Genomic DNA, 15,745 nt, shown 5'->3' with positions numbered 1-15,745 from the left:
GTGCCGGCAAAGAGGTCTCAAATATGAAGTTATCTGTGTTCCATTCGTGGGTCGCCCGGGGCTCGAACCCGGAATTCATGGGTAAAAGCCAAGAGTGATTCACGATTTCACCAGCGACCCGTGGTGCCCCGCGAGGGAGTCGAACCCCCAACACCTGGAACCTAAATCCAGTGCCTCTTCCAGTTGGGCCAGCGGGGCATGTGTGCGCTCGGCAGGATTTGAACCTGCATGCCGGGTAACCAGCACCCGGGTTTGAGCCGGGCGCGTCTGCCGAAGTTTCGCCACGAGCGCGAATGCCATCTCTATGGAGTTGTCAAAGATCCAGCGGGGAAAGAAAATTCGATTTGTCGTGCCCGCGCTTGGTGCGTTGCTTCGAGCAATGATGCGCGGCGAAGTAGCAGCTGTCTAGTGAATTGTTTGCCGTATTTGCTTGTAGCTCAATGCGATTGGGTGCACTGAACTACAGGAACGTCAGGCGACGGTCCCGTCGGGGAAAACTGCAATGCTGTGGAATTTGTGAGAGTTGTCGTCTGGCCCGAGCTTCCGGCCGGGGCGCACGCCGGAATACGCGGCGGAAGTACGGCGGAATGACCGGAAGCGCATGGGCTGCCAGAACGCGTTGCTCTGCTCACTCGACTCGGGGCGGGCTATGGAGCCCAGGGTGCCCGCGCACGACAAAGTCGCCGTCGGCGTCGAAGACGCCTCGGCGAGTCGGTCGCAATGCAGGAAAGTCACGGCATCAACGTTAACAGTGCCGGGCGTCAAAGCCGAGTGGTTATTTCCGGCCGTGAAACCTCAACCGCGCCAGTGCAACACGTCGAGTGCCACACCGACTTCCACGCTGTTGTCGGCCAACGGGCGCGGTAGCAGTTCGTCGGCCCGGGCCAGCCTGCGCAGCAATGTGTTGCGGTGCGTGAAGAGCTTGCCGGCCGCGCGGGATACGTTGCACTGTTCGCGGACGAATACTCTTACTGCGGAATGCAATTCGGGGCTCGCGGTCTCGAAGTCACCCAGCACCCGCTTGACGAAGACCGCGGCGCGATCGGCGTTGGTGGTCAGTAGCGACACCATCTCGATGTCGGTGAACTCGGCGACCTGCTGCGGCGAGTGCAACCGCGCCATCATGTGTTGCGTGGTGAGGGCGTCAAAGTGGCTACGCCGGAAGCCGTCCATGCCGTCACTGACGGACCCGACCGCAACCCGGACATTGCCGGCAGGGTGTAACACGCTGACGTCGACGGGGCCCTGTGTCCACACCCAGCGTGTTGCGGTGCTGGCTGTCACGATGAGTGGACGGGCTCGCCCGGCCCGGCCGAAAGCATCGGCGGCTGAATCCAATTGGGCCAAGTCGATATCCGGGTTGTCGGTCCAGATGACTGCGGCGGTGTGGGGGCCGCCCAGGCTGTAGCCCAACCGGCTTTCCGCGCGCTGTCGTGGCACGGGTGCGCCGTCCAGCAGCAAGGCGACGGTTGCGCGTCGTTCGGCATGCGTGCCGCGGGTGAGTTCGTCGCGCTCGAGTTCGATCTGAGCGGCGATGCCCGCCAGGGTGGCGTTGATGAAGGCGCTGATCGACCGCGAACAAACGTCGAGTGCTTCATGCAGTTCGGCGGGATCCGATGACAACTCGAACGCGATCTCCATCAGTCGCCGCCAAGCGACGCCTTCGCCGACCCGGTAGGCGTCGAGCGAGAGCGAGTCGAGGCCGCGCCGCACCAGATCCCGGGCGACGCTGAGAGGCTCGGCACCGGTGTTGGGCGGCACGGGTGCGCCAGGATTGCGCACGTTGGCGGTACCCCAGAAGTACAGATTCGACCGATTGGTCCGGCCGACTGCCGCAGCGAGTTCCGGGTCTGACGCGATGTGCGGGTTGGCTTCGAGTACGGCGTGGTCGAGTTCTTCAAGCCACTCCGGCCGGGCGTTGACGACGATCTTGGCGCACTGCCGGATCAGCTCTCGTACCTGCGGCGACGGCCGCGTTCCGTCCATCGGGCCAGGTTATCGCGCCTAGTGCATTTTGCACCATACGAATGCGAAGTTGGGATGTTTTGCCCTTTAGTCCAGAGCCGCGAGACCCGAAACTATTCATCAACACCCAGCGACCACAACCAGGGAGCCAGCCATGGAGCACACCGCCAACGTCACCGAGATCGACGTCCTGATCGTCGGCGCCGGAATCTCCGGCATCGGCGCCGCGTACTACCTGCAGAAGGAGCACCCGGGGCGGTCGTACACGATCCTGGAGTCGCGCGGCACCACCGGCGGTACCTGGGACCTGTTCCGCTACCCCGGCATTCGCTCCGACTCCGACTTGCACACCTTCGGCTACGAGTTCAAGCCGTGGCGCGACGAGGACGCCATCGCGTCCGCCGACAAGATTCTCGCGTACCTGCGAGAGACGGTCCGCGAGAACAACATCGACCGCAACATCCGGTTCCACCACAAGGTCCTCGGCGCCGCGTGGGACAGCGCCACCGCGCGCTGGGTCGTCGACGTCGAGCGCACCGACACCGACGAGCTGGTGCAAATCTCCGCCAACTGGCTGTTCTGCGCCGGTGGCTACTACCGCTACGACCAGGGCTTCACCCCGGAGTTCCCGGGCCGCGACCGCTTCGCCGGCCAGATCGTGCACCCGCAGCACTGGCCCGAGGACCTCGACTACACCGGCAAGAAGGTTGTCGTCATCGGCAGCGGCGCGACGGCGGTGACGCTGGTCCCGTCGATGGCGGACAAGGCCGCGCACGTCACCATGCTGCAGCGCTCGCCGACGTACATCCTGCCGGTGCCCTCGAAAGACGCCTTCGCCAACGCGGCCGGCCGTCTGCTCGGCGCCGACCGCGGTTACGCCCTGGCTCGTCGCAAGAACATCATCAAGCAGCGCGCGGTGTACACGCTGTGCCAGAAGTACCCCGCCGCCGCGCGCCGCGTGATCCGCTGGACCAACGCTCAGCAGCTGCCCGAGGGCTACGACGTCGACAAGCACTTCAGCCCCGCCTACAACCCGTGGGACCAGCGGCTGTGCACCGTCCCGAACGCTGACCTGTTCAAGGCGATCAGCAGCGGAAAGGCCTCGGTGGTGACCGACCGCATCGCCACCTTCACCGAGACCGGTATCGAGCTGGAGTCCGGGGAACACCTCGACGCAGACATCATCGTCACCGCAACAGGTTTGAACATTCAACTGATGGCCGGCATGTCGCTGACCGTGGACGGGCGGGCGGTGGTTCCTTCGGAAACCGTTGCCTACAAGGGCATGATGCTCTCGGGTGTCCCGAACTTCGCGTTCGCTGTCGGCTACACCAACTCCTCGTGGACTCTCAAGGTCGGCCTGTTGTGCGAGCACTTCTGCCGCCTGCTGAGCCACATGGACGAGGCTGGATTCGACAGTGTCCGTCCGGAATTCGTCGCCGGCAGCATGGAGACGCGGCCGTTGCTCGACTTCTCTGCCGGCTACGTCCAGCGCGTGATGAGCACGCTGCCCCGGCAGGGCGTCGAAGGACCGTGGACCATGTCGATGAACTACAACTTCGACCGCGAGGTGCTGCGGCACGGCGCGGTGACGGACCCTAACCTGCGGTTCGCCGCCACTCGCCGCGCAGAAGTTCGGGAGTTCGCGCCGGTTTCCTGATCGGCTCTCAGGGCGGCCGTTTACACTGGCGTGAATGGAGACCTTCTCGCCAGCTGTGCCGCCCGAGATCCCCGGTGTCCCTTCAGCTGTCGGCGTCGAATTGCCGCCCGGGCCGGTGTCCGGGCGGCCTTATTCGTTGCCGCTGGATTTGCTGACCGAGCAGTACGGCCCGTTGTTCTACGCCGACTTAGGGGCCGGCCGGCGGCTGTACGCCTGCTCGCTGGAGTTGGTCGACGAACTGTGCGACGAGTCCCGCTTCTGCAAGGCACTAACGCAGCGGTTAGCCAGGTTTCGCCCGGTGGTCGGCAACGGGCTCTTCACCGCGTACCCCGGCGAGGAGGGCTGGCAGGAAGCGCATGACGTCCTGATTCCCGGCTTCAGCTTCAGCGGGCTGCGCAGCTACCACCCGGCGATGCTGGACATCAACCGGCAACTGATCGAGCAGTGGGACGCGGCGGTGGGAACCCGGACGGTGGACGTCGCGGGGGACCTGGCCAAGCTGGCCATGGACACCGTCGGCCTGGCTGGGTTCGGGGCCCGGTTCGACTCCTATCAGCACGACGGACTCGCCGATATCCCCGCGAGTTTTGCTGCCACACTGAACCAGATACTCCTCGGATCCGACGGCGACCAAGCCGTGTTCGAGACCGAGCGCGGGAAGCTGTTCAGTTTCATCATGGACTTGATCGGCCGGCACCGCGCGGGTGAGGTGGACCTCGACGATCTTCTGGCCTTGATGCTGCAGCCGGGGCCCGACGGGAAACCGATCCTGGACGACGACAGCATCCGCAACCAGATCGCCACGTTCCTGGTCGCCGGGCAGGACACCACGTCGATACTGATGCCGACGGCGCTGTACAGCATCGTCAAGAACCCGGCCGTGCTGCACCGGGCGCAGGCGGAGGCGGACGCGGTGTTCGGCCCCGACGACGACCACGTGCCGGCGTTCGACGAGATCGGCAAGCTCACCTACATCCGCCGGATCATCGACGAGGCTTTGCGGCTGTCGCCGCCGGTGCGGGAATTCGACCGAATGGCATTGGCGGACACCGTGATCGGTGGCCGATACCCGGTGCGCCAGGGTGAAGCAGTGACGGTGCTGACGTCGTCGCTGCACCGGCAACCGGAGTGGGGCGACAACGTCGAGATCTTCGACCCTGACCGCTTCGACACCGAGCGGGCCGGGCAGCGTCCGGTCAACCTGTTCAAGCCGTTCGGCACCGGAGCGCGGTCCTGTATCGGACGCCAATTCGCGCTGCACGAGGCGACCATGGCGATCGCGACCCTGGTGCACCGCTACCGGTTCGTCGACGTCGAGCACTACACGTTGCGCACCCACAGTGACGTGCTGCGCAAGCCGGAGGGCTTCCACGTGCAGTTGATCCGCCGTACCCCGGCGGAGCGTCGGCAGGCGCCCGCGGCAGTGGCAGCCGCGCCGGTGACACAATCCCGGGTGGCGGTGCCGGCGGGTACGAAACTGCTTGTGCTGCATGGTTCGAACCTCGGCAACTGCCGGTCGCTGGCGCAGCAACTCGGTGACGAGGCCGTCGACCTCGGCTACGAAACGACCGTCGCCGCACTGGATTCCGCGACGGCAGCACTGCCGGACCAAGGGGCGGTGGTGATCGTCGCCGCGTCGTACAACGGGATGCCGACCGACGATGCCCGCGCGTTTGTGGACTGGCTGGACGGATCGGATGCCACGGCGCCGGCGGTGCCGTACGCGGTTCTCGGTGTCGGAGACCGCAACTGGGCCGAGACCTACATGGCGATACCCCGGCGCATCGACGCCCGGCTCGCGGAACTCGGTGCCACGCAACTCCTTCCGATGGCCGAAGCCGACACCTCGGGTGACTTCGCCGGTGAGGTGGAGGATTTCTCGGTCGCGCTCTGGAACGGGCTCGGCGGTGTCTTCGGTGCCGTCGCAACGGATGAACCGGTGGCCGACGAATCGCTCTATGATCTGCGTGCCATCGACGGACCCGTCACCGCCGCGATCGACGCCCGCTATCAGGTGCAGCCGGCGACGGTGCTGGACAACATTCCGTTGGTGGACACCGGCTCCGAGTTCGGGCAGGACAAGCGGTTGATCCGTATCGCTCTGCCCGACGGTGTCGACTATCAGACCGGCGATCACCTCACCGTGTTGCCGGACAACAGCCCCGCCCTGGTGGACGAGGTTGGTGAGCTGCTGGACCTGCGCCTCGATCGCCGTATCTCGATCAATCCGCGGCGCAGCACCCGGCGGGCCATCCCGATCGACCGGGAAGTCACTGTGCGCGAACTGCTTACGCACTTCCTCGAACTGCGTAAGCCCGCCAGCCGTAGCCAGCTGCTGCGGCTCGCGGGGGCAAACCCGTGCCCTCCGGAACGCGCCGCACTGACCGCACTGGCCGACGATCCCGAGGCCCGTGCACTGAGCATCACCGAGTGCCTGGCGGAGTTCCCCGCCACCCAGCTCACTCGCGAAGAGCTGTTGGAACAGTTCGAACCGATGTCGCCACGGCACTATTCGATCGCGACGTCGTCCCGTCGCCGGGTCCGCGAAGTCGAGCTGGTGGTGGGGGTATTGGAAGGCCCGGCCCGCTCTGGGGCCGGTGTGTATCGCGGTGTCTCATCCAGTTATCTCGCGGATGCCGTTCCAGGACAGCAGATTCGGATGCGCGTCGACCCGGCCCGGCAGGCGTTTCGGGCGGGTGCGGACCCGACGCGCAACGTCATCCTGGTCAGTGCCGGCACCGGCGTCGCGCCGTTCCGGGGCTTCATCGGAGACCGGCTGGGCGCGCTGGAAGCCGGGGAGCCGTTCACGGCCGCACTGTGCTTCTTCGGGGTGCGGCACCCTGACGTCGATTACCTGTTCCGCTGCGAGGCCGAGGATGCCGAGCGTCTCGGCATCGTGCGGATGCGGCCGGCGTTCTCCCGCGCCGGTGACGAGGTCAAGTACGTGCAGGACCGCATCGCCGCCGACGCCGACGAGGTCTGGGACATGCTCGGAAACCCGGACAACGACACCCACGTCTACGTGTGTGGCGACGGCGCCCGGATGGCCCCCGCCGTGCGCGCCGCGTTCCAGGACATCTACCGCGGCAAGACCGGCGCCACCGACGACGAGGCCCGGGCCTGGCTGGCCGGCCTGGTCGCCAGCGATCGCTACGTCGAGGACGTCTGGGCTGGTTGACGCGTGCCCCGGACGGCGGCCAGCCCACGCATGCCGTGATAAATCGCCAGTGCCGCAACAGAACCCAATGCGATACCGGTGAACGTCAATGGTCCGGCCTGCCAGGTGAAATCGGCGATGCCGATGATCAGCGGGATGGCGGCCGTCATCTGGTTGATCGGCTGGGAGAAATCCACGTGGTTGGTCAGCCAGATGCGTACCCCGAGAATGCCGACCAGGCCGTACAGCACGATCGTCGCCCCGCCCAGTACGCCCGGTGGGATGGCGGAGATGGCGGCACCGACCTTGGGGCACAACGACAGAACGACGGCCACCGCGGCGGCCACCCAGTACGCGGCGGTGGAGTAGATGCGCGTTGCGGCCATCACCCCGATGTTCTCGGCGTAGGTGGTGGTGGCCGAACCGCCGCCGGCGCCGGCCAATACGGTGGCCACGCCGTCCGCCGCGAGCGCCCGGCCCATCAGCGGATCCAGGTCCTTTCCGGTCATCTGGCCCACTGATTTCACGTGCCCGATGTTCTCGGCGATCAGCGCGATCACCGCCGGCAGGAACATCGGCAGGACCGCCAAACTGAATGACGGACTGTGGAATTCGGGCAGCCCGATCCACGGGGCGGCTTCGATGGCATTGGTGTCCACCTGGCCGAGGGACAGCGCCAGCAGGTAGCCGATCACCACCGCCAGGAAGATCGCCAGCCGGCCGATGATGCCGCGGAAGAATGCCAGCGTCCCGACCAGCAGCACCAGCGTCACCAGACCGACCAGCGGCCCCTTCTCGAAATTGTGCTTCGCCGCCGGCGCCAGGTTGAATCCGATCAAGGCGACGATCGCACCGGTGACCACAGGCGGCAGGGTGAGATCCAGCCAGTGCGTGCCGACCAGATGCACCACCGCGCCGACCGCGATCAGCAGCAGACCCACGGCGATCAAACCGCCCAGCGCACTACCGCTTCCGTGTGCGGCGGTCGCGGCGGTGACCGGCGCGATCACCGAGAAGCTCGACCCGAGATAGCTCGGTAACCGGTTCCCGGTGATCAGCAGGAACGCGATGGTCCCGACACCGGAGAACAGCAGCGTGGTGGCTGGTGGGAAACCGGTCAGTACCGGCACCAGGAAAGTGGCGCCGAACATCGCTACGACATGTTGAGCGCCGATGCCGATGGTGCGGGGCCAGCTGAGCCGTTCATCGGGGGCGACGACGGCGGCGTCGGGTGCGACCTGCTTCCAAGAAAGGGGAACCACCCGCCCATATTGCTACGTCGCGGGCGTCTGGGCAGGCCAACTCGTCGGCGGGGTGCGGAGTGACCTCATTCCGCGGCCAGAACTTTCTCGACGGTCCGCAGGTTACGGGTGGTGGTGGACGACTTGTAGCGCTTCTTGCCCATGGTTTTGCTGATCGCACTGCCCAAGGTGTCCCCGCGGGCCACCTGCCAGTACAGGACGCCGTGGCCGCGCGTGATCACTTCATCGCCCACCGGATCGAGCGCGGCGAGTTCGTCGAGCACCTCCGGGTCGCTGACAAATGTGATGTACGAATGGTGGTCCTCGACTTCCCTTACGAAGGGATAGTCCGCCGAGATGGTCTGCAGTTCCGCCATGGGGTACACCAGTGCCCACGCGTCGTACCCGAACGATTCCCGCAGCGCCGCTTCAGCTTTCGTGCGCACGGTGGCAGCCTTCGCCGAACTGGACAGCACGACGTTGCCACTGGCCAGCAGCGTCTTCACGTCCTCGAAGCCGGCCTGGCGGAAGGTCTCCGCGACGTCGGCCATCTTGAGATTGACCCCGCCGACGTTCACTCCGCGCAGAAATACCGCGTAGCGCGTCATACGAACTCCGTCATGACGCCCAATGGTAGGCAGTTGCGCCGTACGCTGGGGGCCATGACCCGTCAGGTCTTCGAAGACAAACTGCTGGCGCTGATCAGCGACAATTCGCTGGGGGTGCTGGCCACCATCAAGCGCGACGGCCGGCCGCAGCTGTCGAACGTGTCCTATTACTTCGACCCGCGGGCCGTCACCATCGGGGTGTCCATCACCGAACCCCGGGCCAAGACCCGCAATCTGCGGCGGGATGCGCGGGCGTCGATCTACGTGCGGTCGGACGACGGCTGGGCCTACGCGGTGGCCGAAGGTGACGCGGTGTTGAGCCCGCCCGCCGCGGCACCCGACGACGACACCGTCGAGGGGTTGATTGCCTTGTACCGCAACATCTCCGGTGAGCACCCGGACTGGGACGACTACCGGCGGGCCATGGTTGCCGATCGCCGGGTCCTGCTCACCATGCCGATAACCCATCTGTACGGGCTGCCGCCGGGAGTGCGCTGAACGCGCTAGTCTGCGTTCATGGCCGAGAACTCCGCCGAAGGTTCAGCATCGTCCGACGAGACCAAGCGCAAGTTCCGCGAGGCGCTCGAGCGCAAGAAGGCCGGGTCCGGTGGTGGCACCGCCCACCAGGACGGCGGCGCCAAGCAATCCAAGTCGCATGGTGCGGTCGGTGGTGGCCGCCGGGAGTTCCGTCGCAAGAGCGGGTAGTACCGGGCGACGGTGTGACCCGTTGATCGTGCGCCTGCGCTGTACAAGGCCGAGTAGATATCTGCGCCAGCGCACGCTCAACTGGCCGGCCGGGCCAACAACCGAGCCGCGACGAGCGCCACCAACATCACCGAAACACACTGCAGCCCGGTGTCTTTCAGACCCCAGCCGACGGACGCCAGCGTCGCGGCACCGGCAATCACCAACAGTGTGCCCACGGCGGCGCTGCGCCAACCCGGTGCCGAAACGACCCCGCCGTCCCACAATGGCAGCGGGTTGTTCTCCAACGGACGCAGCACCAGGAACAGTCCGTAGACCAGCGCCGCCATGATCGTCATCTGGTAGACGCTCAGCACCAGGAAGTGCGGTTGGCCGGGGTAGCGGGGCAGCCCCGCCAGATCGAAGGCCAGGTGCATCCCGAGCAGCGCCGGCATGTGCCACAGGTACAGCGTCATGGCGCCGGTGTTGCCGATGGCGGCGAGGCGCCACACCTGCGGCCGCGCGGCCCAGCGGCTGATGGCCGGGGCGGCGGCAATCGCGAACGCGCACATCATGATTGCGTGACCGGCGAGCAGTAACGAGGGCGGCGTCATGTTCTTGATGTGCTGCGTCTCGATACCGACGAGGCTCAGCTCGTACGGCCCGACCCACACCAGCGCGACGTTGACCGCCAACATGGCCAGGCCGACCCGCAACGCTGTCGGTGCACTCAGCAGCCCGCGCCGGTACGCCACCCCGAACATGCCGGGGATCAGCCACACCACGAAGTTCAGGTAGCCCAGCCCGGCCCAGGCGTGGTCGTTGATGCGGATGGCGTCGACGAGCGCGACCAGGGCATAGGTGCCGGCCACGGACGCCACGAGCCGGGGCACCGTGGTGATCCGCACCAGCAGCGGCACCGCGGCCAGCACCATCACGTAGGCACCCAGGAACCACAGCAGCTGGATGCTGATGCCGGCGACGGGTTCGTAGACGTGGATGGGCAGCAGCGGCTTGAGGATCAGCAGTGCCGCGGCCCAGAACGCCAGGTAATAGAACACCGGCCGGTACAGCCGGGTGCAGCGCTTGAGCAGCCAACCACCCCAGCTCGTCCCGCTGCGGTACGACGTGGCCGACGCCGCGACACCGGCGAAGAAGAACAGCGGCATGATCTGGAACACCCAGGTCAGCGCCTGGAACACCACCGACGTGGTGAGCAGGTTGCCCCAGCGGAACACGCCGTGCTCGATGATGCTGGTCGCCATGATGGTGTGCCCGGCGACGACGCCGACCAGCGAGACGATGCGGATGACGTCGATGGCGCGGTCACGGTCGGCCGGCGTGCGCTGCGCGATCTCGGCAGCCGAAGGAAAGACGCGGGTGGTCATGCCTTTGACCGTATGGGCCGGACCCCTAGGTAGTGCTACTCAAATTCATGCTGACCTGCGCCGTTCCTGCCAGAGAACGGCGGCCAGACAGATGGCGGCGAGGACCGCGATGATGACGGCGAAACTGACCCCGGCCGCCTGCAGACCCCACCGCTGGGCGGCGAAGCCGAGGCTGACCACCGGCAGCGAGATGGCCACGTAGGCCACCACGAAGTACGTCGAACTGACTTCGGCGCGACGCTCCGTCGCGGTGCCTTCGACGACGGCCGCCAGCCCGCGGCTGAAGCTGATGCCCTGTCCGATACCGGCGACGACGGCGGCCGTCAAGAGCCCGGCCAGTGACGAATACTGTAGTGCCGCAGGCAGAATCGCCATGCCCACGACAAGGATCGCGCAGCCGAGCGCGACGGCCCGTGGGGGATGGAGGCGACGGCCGGCCAATTGTGCTGCCGCGGAGGCGACGAAGATCGACGCTGCGACGGCACCGCCGACGGCGTGGTTGTCGATACCGATGACGCTGCTGACGAACGACGGCGCCACTGCCGTGAACAGGCCCATGACCGCGAAGCCGGCGAAGGCTGCGGTGGCCGCGAGCACGAACGTCGCCCGGACCTCGGCGGGGACCGACAGCCGCTGGAAGCCGATCTGGCCGGCGCGGCTCGACGTTTCCGGGACCAGCCACACCGCCACGATGGCCAGCACCGCCAGCACGATGTGCACGAGGAACGGCAACTGCAACGGATGCGGCGCGTACTGCACCAACAGACCGGCCACGACGGGCCCGGCACCCAGCCCGCCGATATTGGCGATGGTGGCGCCGGCCGCGGCCTGCTCCCGACGGTCTTCCGGCACGGACTCGACGACGGCGGCCGTCGCGGTACCGGTGAAGATGCCCGCCGACAGCCCGGACAGCAGCCGGCCCACCAGCAGCAGCGGCACGCTGTCGGCGTAGAGGAAGACGACGGCGCTCGCGATGGCGGCGAGCGCACCGGCGATCAGCACGGGCCGTCGGCCGATGGCGTCGGACCAGCGGCCGAACAGCAGCAGCGCGGCCAGCACGCCGATGGCGTAGGCCGAGAAGATGACGGTCGTCGTCAGGACGGCGAAGTGCAGTTCGTGGGCGTACAGCGCGTAGATCGGCGTCGGCAGCGTGGTGCCCAACATGATGGCGGCGAAGGCGTAGGCCAGCAGCGGAAAGCCAAGGCGCGAGGTCACAGTTCGAGTCTGGAGCACGGGTAGGGCAACACGAGCGAGACCCGCTGGCATTCCGCGGCGCTCATCGGACGGTGCGCGGCGCTGTTGCCGGTCGACGAGGACGGCCGCGCGGAACTCCCGATTGTCTGGAATTGACGTCGGTGACGGCCAGCTGTCGGGAGCTGTAGATATGCTGTGCGCTGCCTGTGGGTCAATAGCAAACAGAGACGGGGTTCAATGACGCAGCGGCAACGGGCTGTGGCGAAGTCGGTATCAGTGAGTCCGCCGGCAACGACCAGACTGGCTCGTATTGATCGTGTGTGTGGTGCCACAGACAGCCAAGGTCCGTGACACCACGGGTCCTAGACTGGCGTGATGTCGAAGCTGCAGCTGGTTCAGGAGCCGTCCGCCGACGCACTGCTCGAGTCCAACCCGTTCGCACTGCTTGTGGGGATGCTCTTGGATCAGCAGATTCCCATGGAGGTGGCGTTCGCCGGCCCGAAGAAGCTCGAGGACCGGATGGGCTCTCTCGATGCCCGCGAGATCGCCGACTACAACCCCGACAAGTTCGCCGAGCTGTTCGCGCAAACCCCTGCGGTGCACCGGTTTCCGGGATCGATGGCCAAGCGGGTGCAGGCGCTGTCGCAGGTGATCGTCGATGAGTACGACGGCAACGCCGCGGCCTTGTGGACCACCGGTGACCCCGATGGCAAAGAGGTGCTGCGCCGGCTCAAAGCGTTGCCCGGGTTCGGCGAGCAGAAGGCCAAGATCTTCCTGGCGCTGCTCGGCAAGCAGTACGGCGTCACACCCGAGGGCTGGCGTGCCGCGGCGGGCGACTACGGCAAGCAGGGCACGCACATGTCCGTCGCCGACGTCGTCGACAAAGGCTCACTGGACCAGGTCCGTGCCTACAAGAAGCAGATGAAGGCGGCGGCCAAAGCGGCGAAAAGCTAGGTTGACGCTGCGACCACGGCGACCTTTGTCGAGTGGCTGACGCCGTAGTGGCAGGATCAAGCTCTACAGCGGCGGACCGTCGAACCGCTCGCGAGTCGCGAATTCCGACACCGGACGCCGGGTCAGCTTCGTCACCTGCTTGACGGGCTTGCCCAGCGGCAGCATGCACGCGACGGCGTAGTTGTCGGGGATACCGAGCAGCTCGCGCACCTTGGGCTCCTGCGCGACCACCATGGTCGTCAGCACGCCGCCGAACCCTTCGTTGCGGGCGGCCAACAGAATGCCCCAGACAAACGGGTAGATCGACGCGCCACTGATCACGCCGATGCGATCCAGGTGCTGATCGAACGCCGCCGCCACACCGAGATCCAGGCACACCACGAGCACGACCTCGGCCCCCAGTAGCGTCCCGGTGACCATGCCGTCGGGAACCGGCGTCGCCTCGATGACCGCGGGGTCAACACCGCAGGGCTGCAACGGGTTCCAGGGGCCTTCGCCGGCAGCGATCTGCGCGATGTACTGCCGGGCGCCCGGCTTGGACAGTTCGCCCAGCTTCTTGCGGGTTTCGACGTCACGCACCGCGATCACCCGCGCACCCTGTCGGTTGCCGCCGCTCGGGGCGAACCGGGCGTTGTCGAGGATGCGTTCGAGCACCTCGTCGGACAGAGGCTCGCCGCTGAACTTGCGGACGGCCCCGGTCGTGCGCATGACGTCGTAAATCTCCATACCGAACATCATGCGTATGGGAAGGTGATGTGTATGGCTAAGACACACTTGAATTGCCCCTGCGGCGAGGCGATTTCCGGCAGCGACGAGGACGACCTGGTCGAGAAGGCTCAGGCGCATCTCGCCGAGCAGCACCCCGGCCGCGAGTACGACCGCGAGATGATTTTGTTCATGGCCTACTAGGCCAACCGAAGAGCGAGCGTGGCTGCCGTTGGGGGTAGCCACGCTCGCTGCTGCGTAGCCGGGGTGAGCCCGACCGTCATACTGGCGACCGTGACACCGAGAAGGGCAGGGGAGCCGACTCCGAAGCGGGGATGGCTGACGCCGAAGCAACAGCGGGCCTGGGTTGCCTACATGCGAGTGCAGCTTCGGATGAACTACGAGATGAACCGGCAGCTGCAAGCCGACTCCGGTCTCTCGCTCGCCGACTACGACGTACTGGTCGCGCTCAGCGGCGACAACAGCGGCGGCCTGCGGGTCAGCGACCTGGCCGCACAGATCGGCTGGGAACGCAGCCGGCTCTCGCACCAACTGCGGCGCATGGAAGAACGCGGGTTGACCGAGCGTCGGCCGAGCGCCGAGGACGGCCGCACCACCAACGTGGTGCTCACCGCCAATGGGCGGCGGGCGATCGCCGAGGCGGCACCCGCGCACGTCGACCTGGTGCGCAGCCTGTTTTTCGATCCACTGCCGGAGAACCTGCTCGGACCATTCACCGCGGCGCTGGAGCACATCCACGTCAACCTCGATCACCACAGCTCCCTCCCGCCCGCACCGGGCTAGTATTAGGTGATAAATCACCTATAAGGAGCGCTATGAGCGAAGTCATCGCCCGTTTGATGGAAGCCAATCTGCTCGCGGTGTTCAACGAACGCGATCCACAGCTCCGTGCCGCCGCGATTGCGGAAACCTACGCGGGCGACGTGACGTGGATTGACGACGACGGTATCACCACAGGCCACGACGAGTTGAACGCGAAAGTGGCTGAGCTGCAAGAAAAGCTGGCGGGATTACATTTCGTCAAGGCCGGGCCTGTGCGCCAGACCCGCGGCCTGGGTTTTCTGGCGTGGGAGGTTCGCACGCCGGATGACGCCACTGTCGCGTCGGGTTTCGACGTCGCCGAGATCGTCGACGAGCGTATCGTTCGGTTGTGGACCGTGCTGAATACCGCGGAATAGGTGATACATCACCTATGTTATGGCTGCTGTACGGCACACAACAGTGAGGACAACGGTCATGGGACAGCTCGACGGTAAGACGGCATTGGTCACGGGAGGAACGTCGGGCATCGGCCTGGCGACGGCCAAGCGCCTCGTGGACGAGGGCGCGTACGTCTTCATCACCGGACGCGATCGCGCTCGGCTCGATGAGGCGGCGGCGTCCATCGGCGCGCACGGTGTCCAGAGCGACATCAGCAAGCCCGAAGAACTTGACACTCTGGCTGCCGAGATCGCCAAGCACGGTAAGGGTCTGGACGTCGTCTTCGCCAATGCCGGTGGCGGCGACTTCGCCACGCTCGGCGACGTGACGCCGCAGCACTACCGGGACAACTTCGACCGCAACGTGGCCGGCACGGTGTTCACGGTGCAGAAGACGTTGCCGCTGCTGAATGACGGCGCGTCGATCATTCTTGCCGGCTCCACCGCTGCCTCTGAGGGCGTTCCGGCATTCGGGCTGTATGCCGCGTCGAAAGCCGCCATCCGGTCACTCGGCCGCACGTGGGCGGCCGAGCTGGCGGACCGCAATGTCCGGGTCAACACGGTCGTCCCGGGCCCGATCGAAACACCTGGACTCACCGGGTTGGCACCGGCCGAGCAGAAGCAGGATCTGCTCGACGGCATGGCGGCTCAGGTGCCACTGAAGCGGTTGGGGCGCCCCGAAGAGATCGCCGCCGCGGTGCTCTTCCTGGCCTCGGACCAGAGCAGCTTCATGACCGGCGCGGAGTTGGCCGTCGACGGTGGCCAGATCCAGCTCTGACAACAAATCGGGATGACGCCGGTGGGCGTCATCCCGATTTTGGTGGGTGAAGGTTACGGCACCACCGACGAACCGATGGTGGGCATGAACTGGCACTGCTTCTCGGTCGTCGTCACCTGACCGAAGATGGTCGACATGATGCTCCCCGAGCCGGTGTCGACGATGGCGGTCAGCGTCGTCGGCCCCTGCGG

15 protein-coding genes, 3 tRNA genes and 1 pseudogene are annotated in these 15,745 nt (G+C 66.2%); 9 read left to right on the top strand and 10 right to left on the bottom strand.

Annotation, left to right across the window (positions count from 1 at the left end; genetic code table 11):
- Positions 1–47: 47 nt before the first annotated feature.
- From EB75_RS27715 to EB75_RS27695, 4 genes are all read right to left on the bottom strand, one after another.
- Positions 48–120 (bottom strand) — tRNA-Lys (locus EB75_RS27715).
- 1 nt (position 121) lies between these two features.
- Positions 122–198, bottom strand: a tRNA-Leu gene (locus tag EB75_RS27710).
- A 5-nt stretch (positions 199–203) separates the two neighbouring features.
- A tRNA-Leu gene (locus tag EB75_RS27705) sits at positions 204–291 on the bottom strand.
- Positions 292–795: 504 nt separating this feature from the next.
- Positions 796–1,986 carry a PucR family transcriptional regulator gene (locus EB75_RS27695; protein WP_073698409.1) on the bottom strand — a complete coding sequence of 397 codons (1,191 nt, stop codon included), beginning with the start codon at positions 1,984–1,986 and terminating at the stop codon, positions 796–798.
- A gap of 133 nt (positions 1,987–2,119) precedes the next feature.
- Between EB75_RS27695 and EB75_RS27690 the strand changes: the two genes are divergently transcribed.
- Both EB75_RS27690 and EB75_RS27685 read left to right on the top strand, forming a co-directional pair.
- Complete coding sequence (locus EB75_RS27690) at positions 2,120–3,625, top strand: flavin-containing monooxygenase (protein ID WP_073698408.1); 1,506 nt, start codon at positions 2,120–2,122, stop codon at positions 3,623–3,625.
- A gap of 34 nt (positions 3,626–3,659) precedes the next feature.
- A complete protein-coding gene (locus tag EB75_RS27685; protein WP_073698407.1) occupies positions 3,660–6,803 on the top strand; it encodes a bifunctional cytochrome P450/NADPH--P450 reductase in 3,144 nt (1,047 codons plus the stop codon).
- On the opposite strand, the gene EB75_RS27680 is transcribed toward EB75_RS27685, so the two are convergent.
- Positions 6,776–8,044 carry a uracil-xanthine permease family protein gene (locus tag EB75_RS27680; protein WP_073698406.1) on the bottom strand — a complete coding sequence of 423 codons (1,269 nt, stop codon included), beginning with the start codon at positions 8,042–8,044 and terminating at the stop codon, positions 6,776–6,778. The genes EB75_RS27685 and EB75_RS27680 overlap by 28 nt on opposite strands.
- A 65-nt stretch (positions 8,045–8,109) precedes the next feature.
- The gene (locus EB75_RS27675) at positions 8,110–8,631 is read right to left on the bottom strand and encodes a DUF1697 domain-containing protein (RefSeq protein WP_073698405.1); all 522 of its coding nucleotides are present in this window, start codon (positions 8,629–8,631) and stop codon (positions 8,110–8,112) included.
- Between the two features lie 54 nt (positions 8,632–8,685).
- Here EB75_RS27675 and EB75_RS27670 point away from each other — a divergent pair, with 54 nt between their 5' ends.
- Both EB75_RS27670 and EB75_RS27665 read left to right on the top strand, forming a co-directional pair.
- Entirely contained in the window at positions 8,686–9,129 is a 444-nt protein-coding gene (locus tag EB75_RS27670; protein ID WP_064859949.1) for a PPOX class F420-dependent oxidoreductase, read from the top strand.
- Between the two features lie 18 nt (positions 9,130–9,147).
- Positions 9,148–9,336: a DUF5302 domain-containing protein gene (locus EB75_RS27665; protein WP_073698404.1), complete on the top strand. Its 189-nt coding sequence runs from the start codon at positions 9,148–9,150 to the stop codon at positions 9,334–9,336.
- 77 nt (positions 9,337–9,413) lie between these two features.
- On the opposite strand, the gene EB75_RS27660 is transcribed toward EB75_RS27665, so the two are convergent.
- Positions 9,414–10,703, bottom strand: coding sequence for an acyltransferase family protein (locus tag EB75_RS27660; RefSeq protein WP_073698403.1), 1,290 nt, complete (start codon positions 10,701–10,703; stop codon positions 9,414–9,416).
- 45 nt (positions 10,704–10,748) lie between these two features.
- Positions 10,749–11,969: an MFS transporter gene (locus EB75_RS27655; protein ID WP_073698402.1), complete on the bottom strand. Its 1,221-nt coding sequence runs from the start codon at positions 11,967–11,969 to the stop codon at positions 10,749–10,751.
- 303 nt (positions 11,970–12,272) lie between these two features.
- Between EB75_RS27655 and EB75_RS27650 the strand changes: the two genes are divergently transcribed.
- Complete coding sequence (locus EB75_RS27650) at positions 12,273–12,851, top strand: HhH-GPD-type base excision DNA repair protein (RefSeq protein WP_073698401.1); 579 nt, start codon at positions 12,273–12,275, stop codon at positions 12,849–12,851.
- 63 nt (positions 12,852–12,914) lie between these two features.
- On the opposite strand, the gene EB75_RS27645 is transcribed toward EB75_RS27650, so the two are convergent.
- A complete protein-coding gene (locus EB75_RS27645; protein ID WP_073698412.1) occupies positions 12,915–13,577 on the bottom strand; it encodes a nitroreductase family protein in 663 nt (220 codons plus the stop codon).
- 33 nt (positions 13,578–13,610) lie between these two features.
- Between EB75_RS27645 and EB75_RS27640 the strand changes: the two genes are divergently transcribed.
- The 4 genes from EB75_RS27640 (at position 13,611) to EB75_RS27625 (ending at position 15,554) form a co-directional block, all read left to right on the top strand.
- The gene (locus tag EB75_RS27640) at positions 13,611–13,760 is read left to right on the top strand and encodes a DUF1059 domain-containing protein (protein WP_064859942.1); all 150 of its coding nucleotides are present in this window, start codon (positions 13,611–13,613) and stop codon (positions 13,758–13,760) included.
- Positions 13,761–13,931: 171 nt separating this feature from the next.
- On the top strand, positions 13,932–14,360 hold the full coding sequence (locus EB75_RS27635) for a MarR family winged helix-turn-helix transcriptional regulator (RefSeq protein WP_168176140.1): 429 nt from the start codon (positions 13,932–13,934) through the stop codon (positions 14,358–14,360).
- Positions 14,361–14,392: 32 nt separating this feature from the next.
- Entirely contained in the window at positions 14,393–14,755 is a 363-nt protein-coding gene (locus tag EB75_RS27630; protein ID WP_073698400.1) for a nuclear transport factor 2 family protein, read from the top strand.
- Between the two features lie 58 nt (positions 14,756–14,813).
- Positions 14,814–15,554: an SDR family NAD(P)-dependent oxidoreductase gene (locus tag EB75_RS27625; RefSeq protein WP_073698399.1), complete on the top strand. Its 741-nt coding sequence runs from the start codon at positions 14,814–14,816 to the stop codon at positions 15,552–15,554.
- A gap of 53 nt (positions 15,555–15,607) precedes the next feature.
- Here the strand turns inward: EB75_RS27625 and EB75_RS30095 are convergent.
- Positions 15,608–15,745: pseudogene (locus EB75_RS30095) on the bottom strand (Rv1157c family protein); the annotation flags it as partial.

The organism is Mycobacterium sp. ST-F2, assembly GCF_001905655.1.
In the GTDB taxonomy this organism is placed as follows: domain Bacteria; phylum Actinomycetota; class Actinomycetes; order Mycobacteriales; family Mycobacteriaceae; genus Mycobacterium.
The sequence above is the reverse complement of the archived record's forward strand: the minus strand, read 5'-3'. Positions and strand labels throughout refer to the sequence as shown.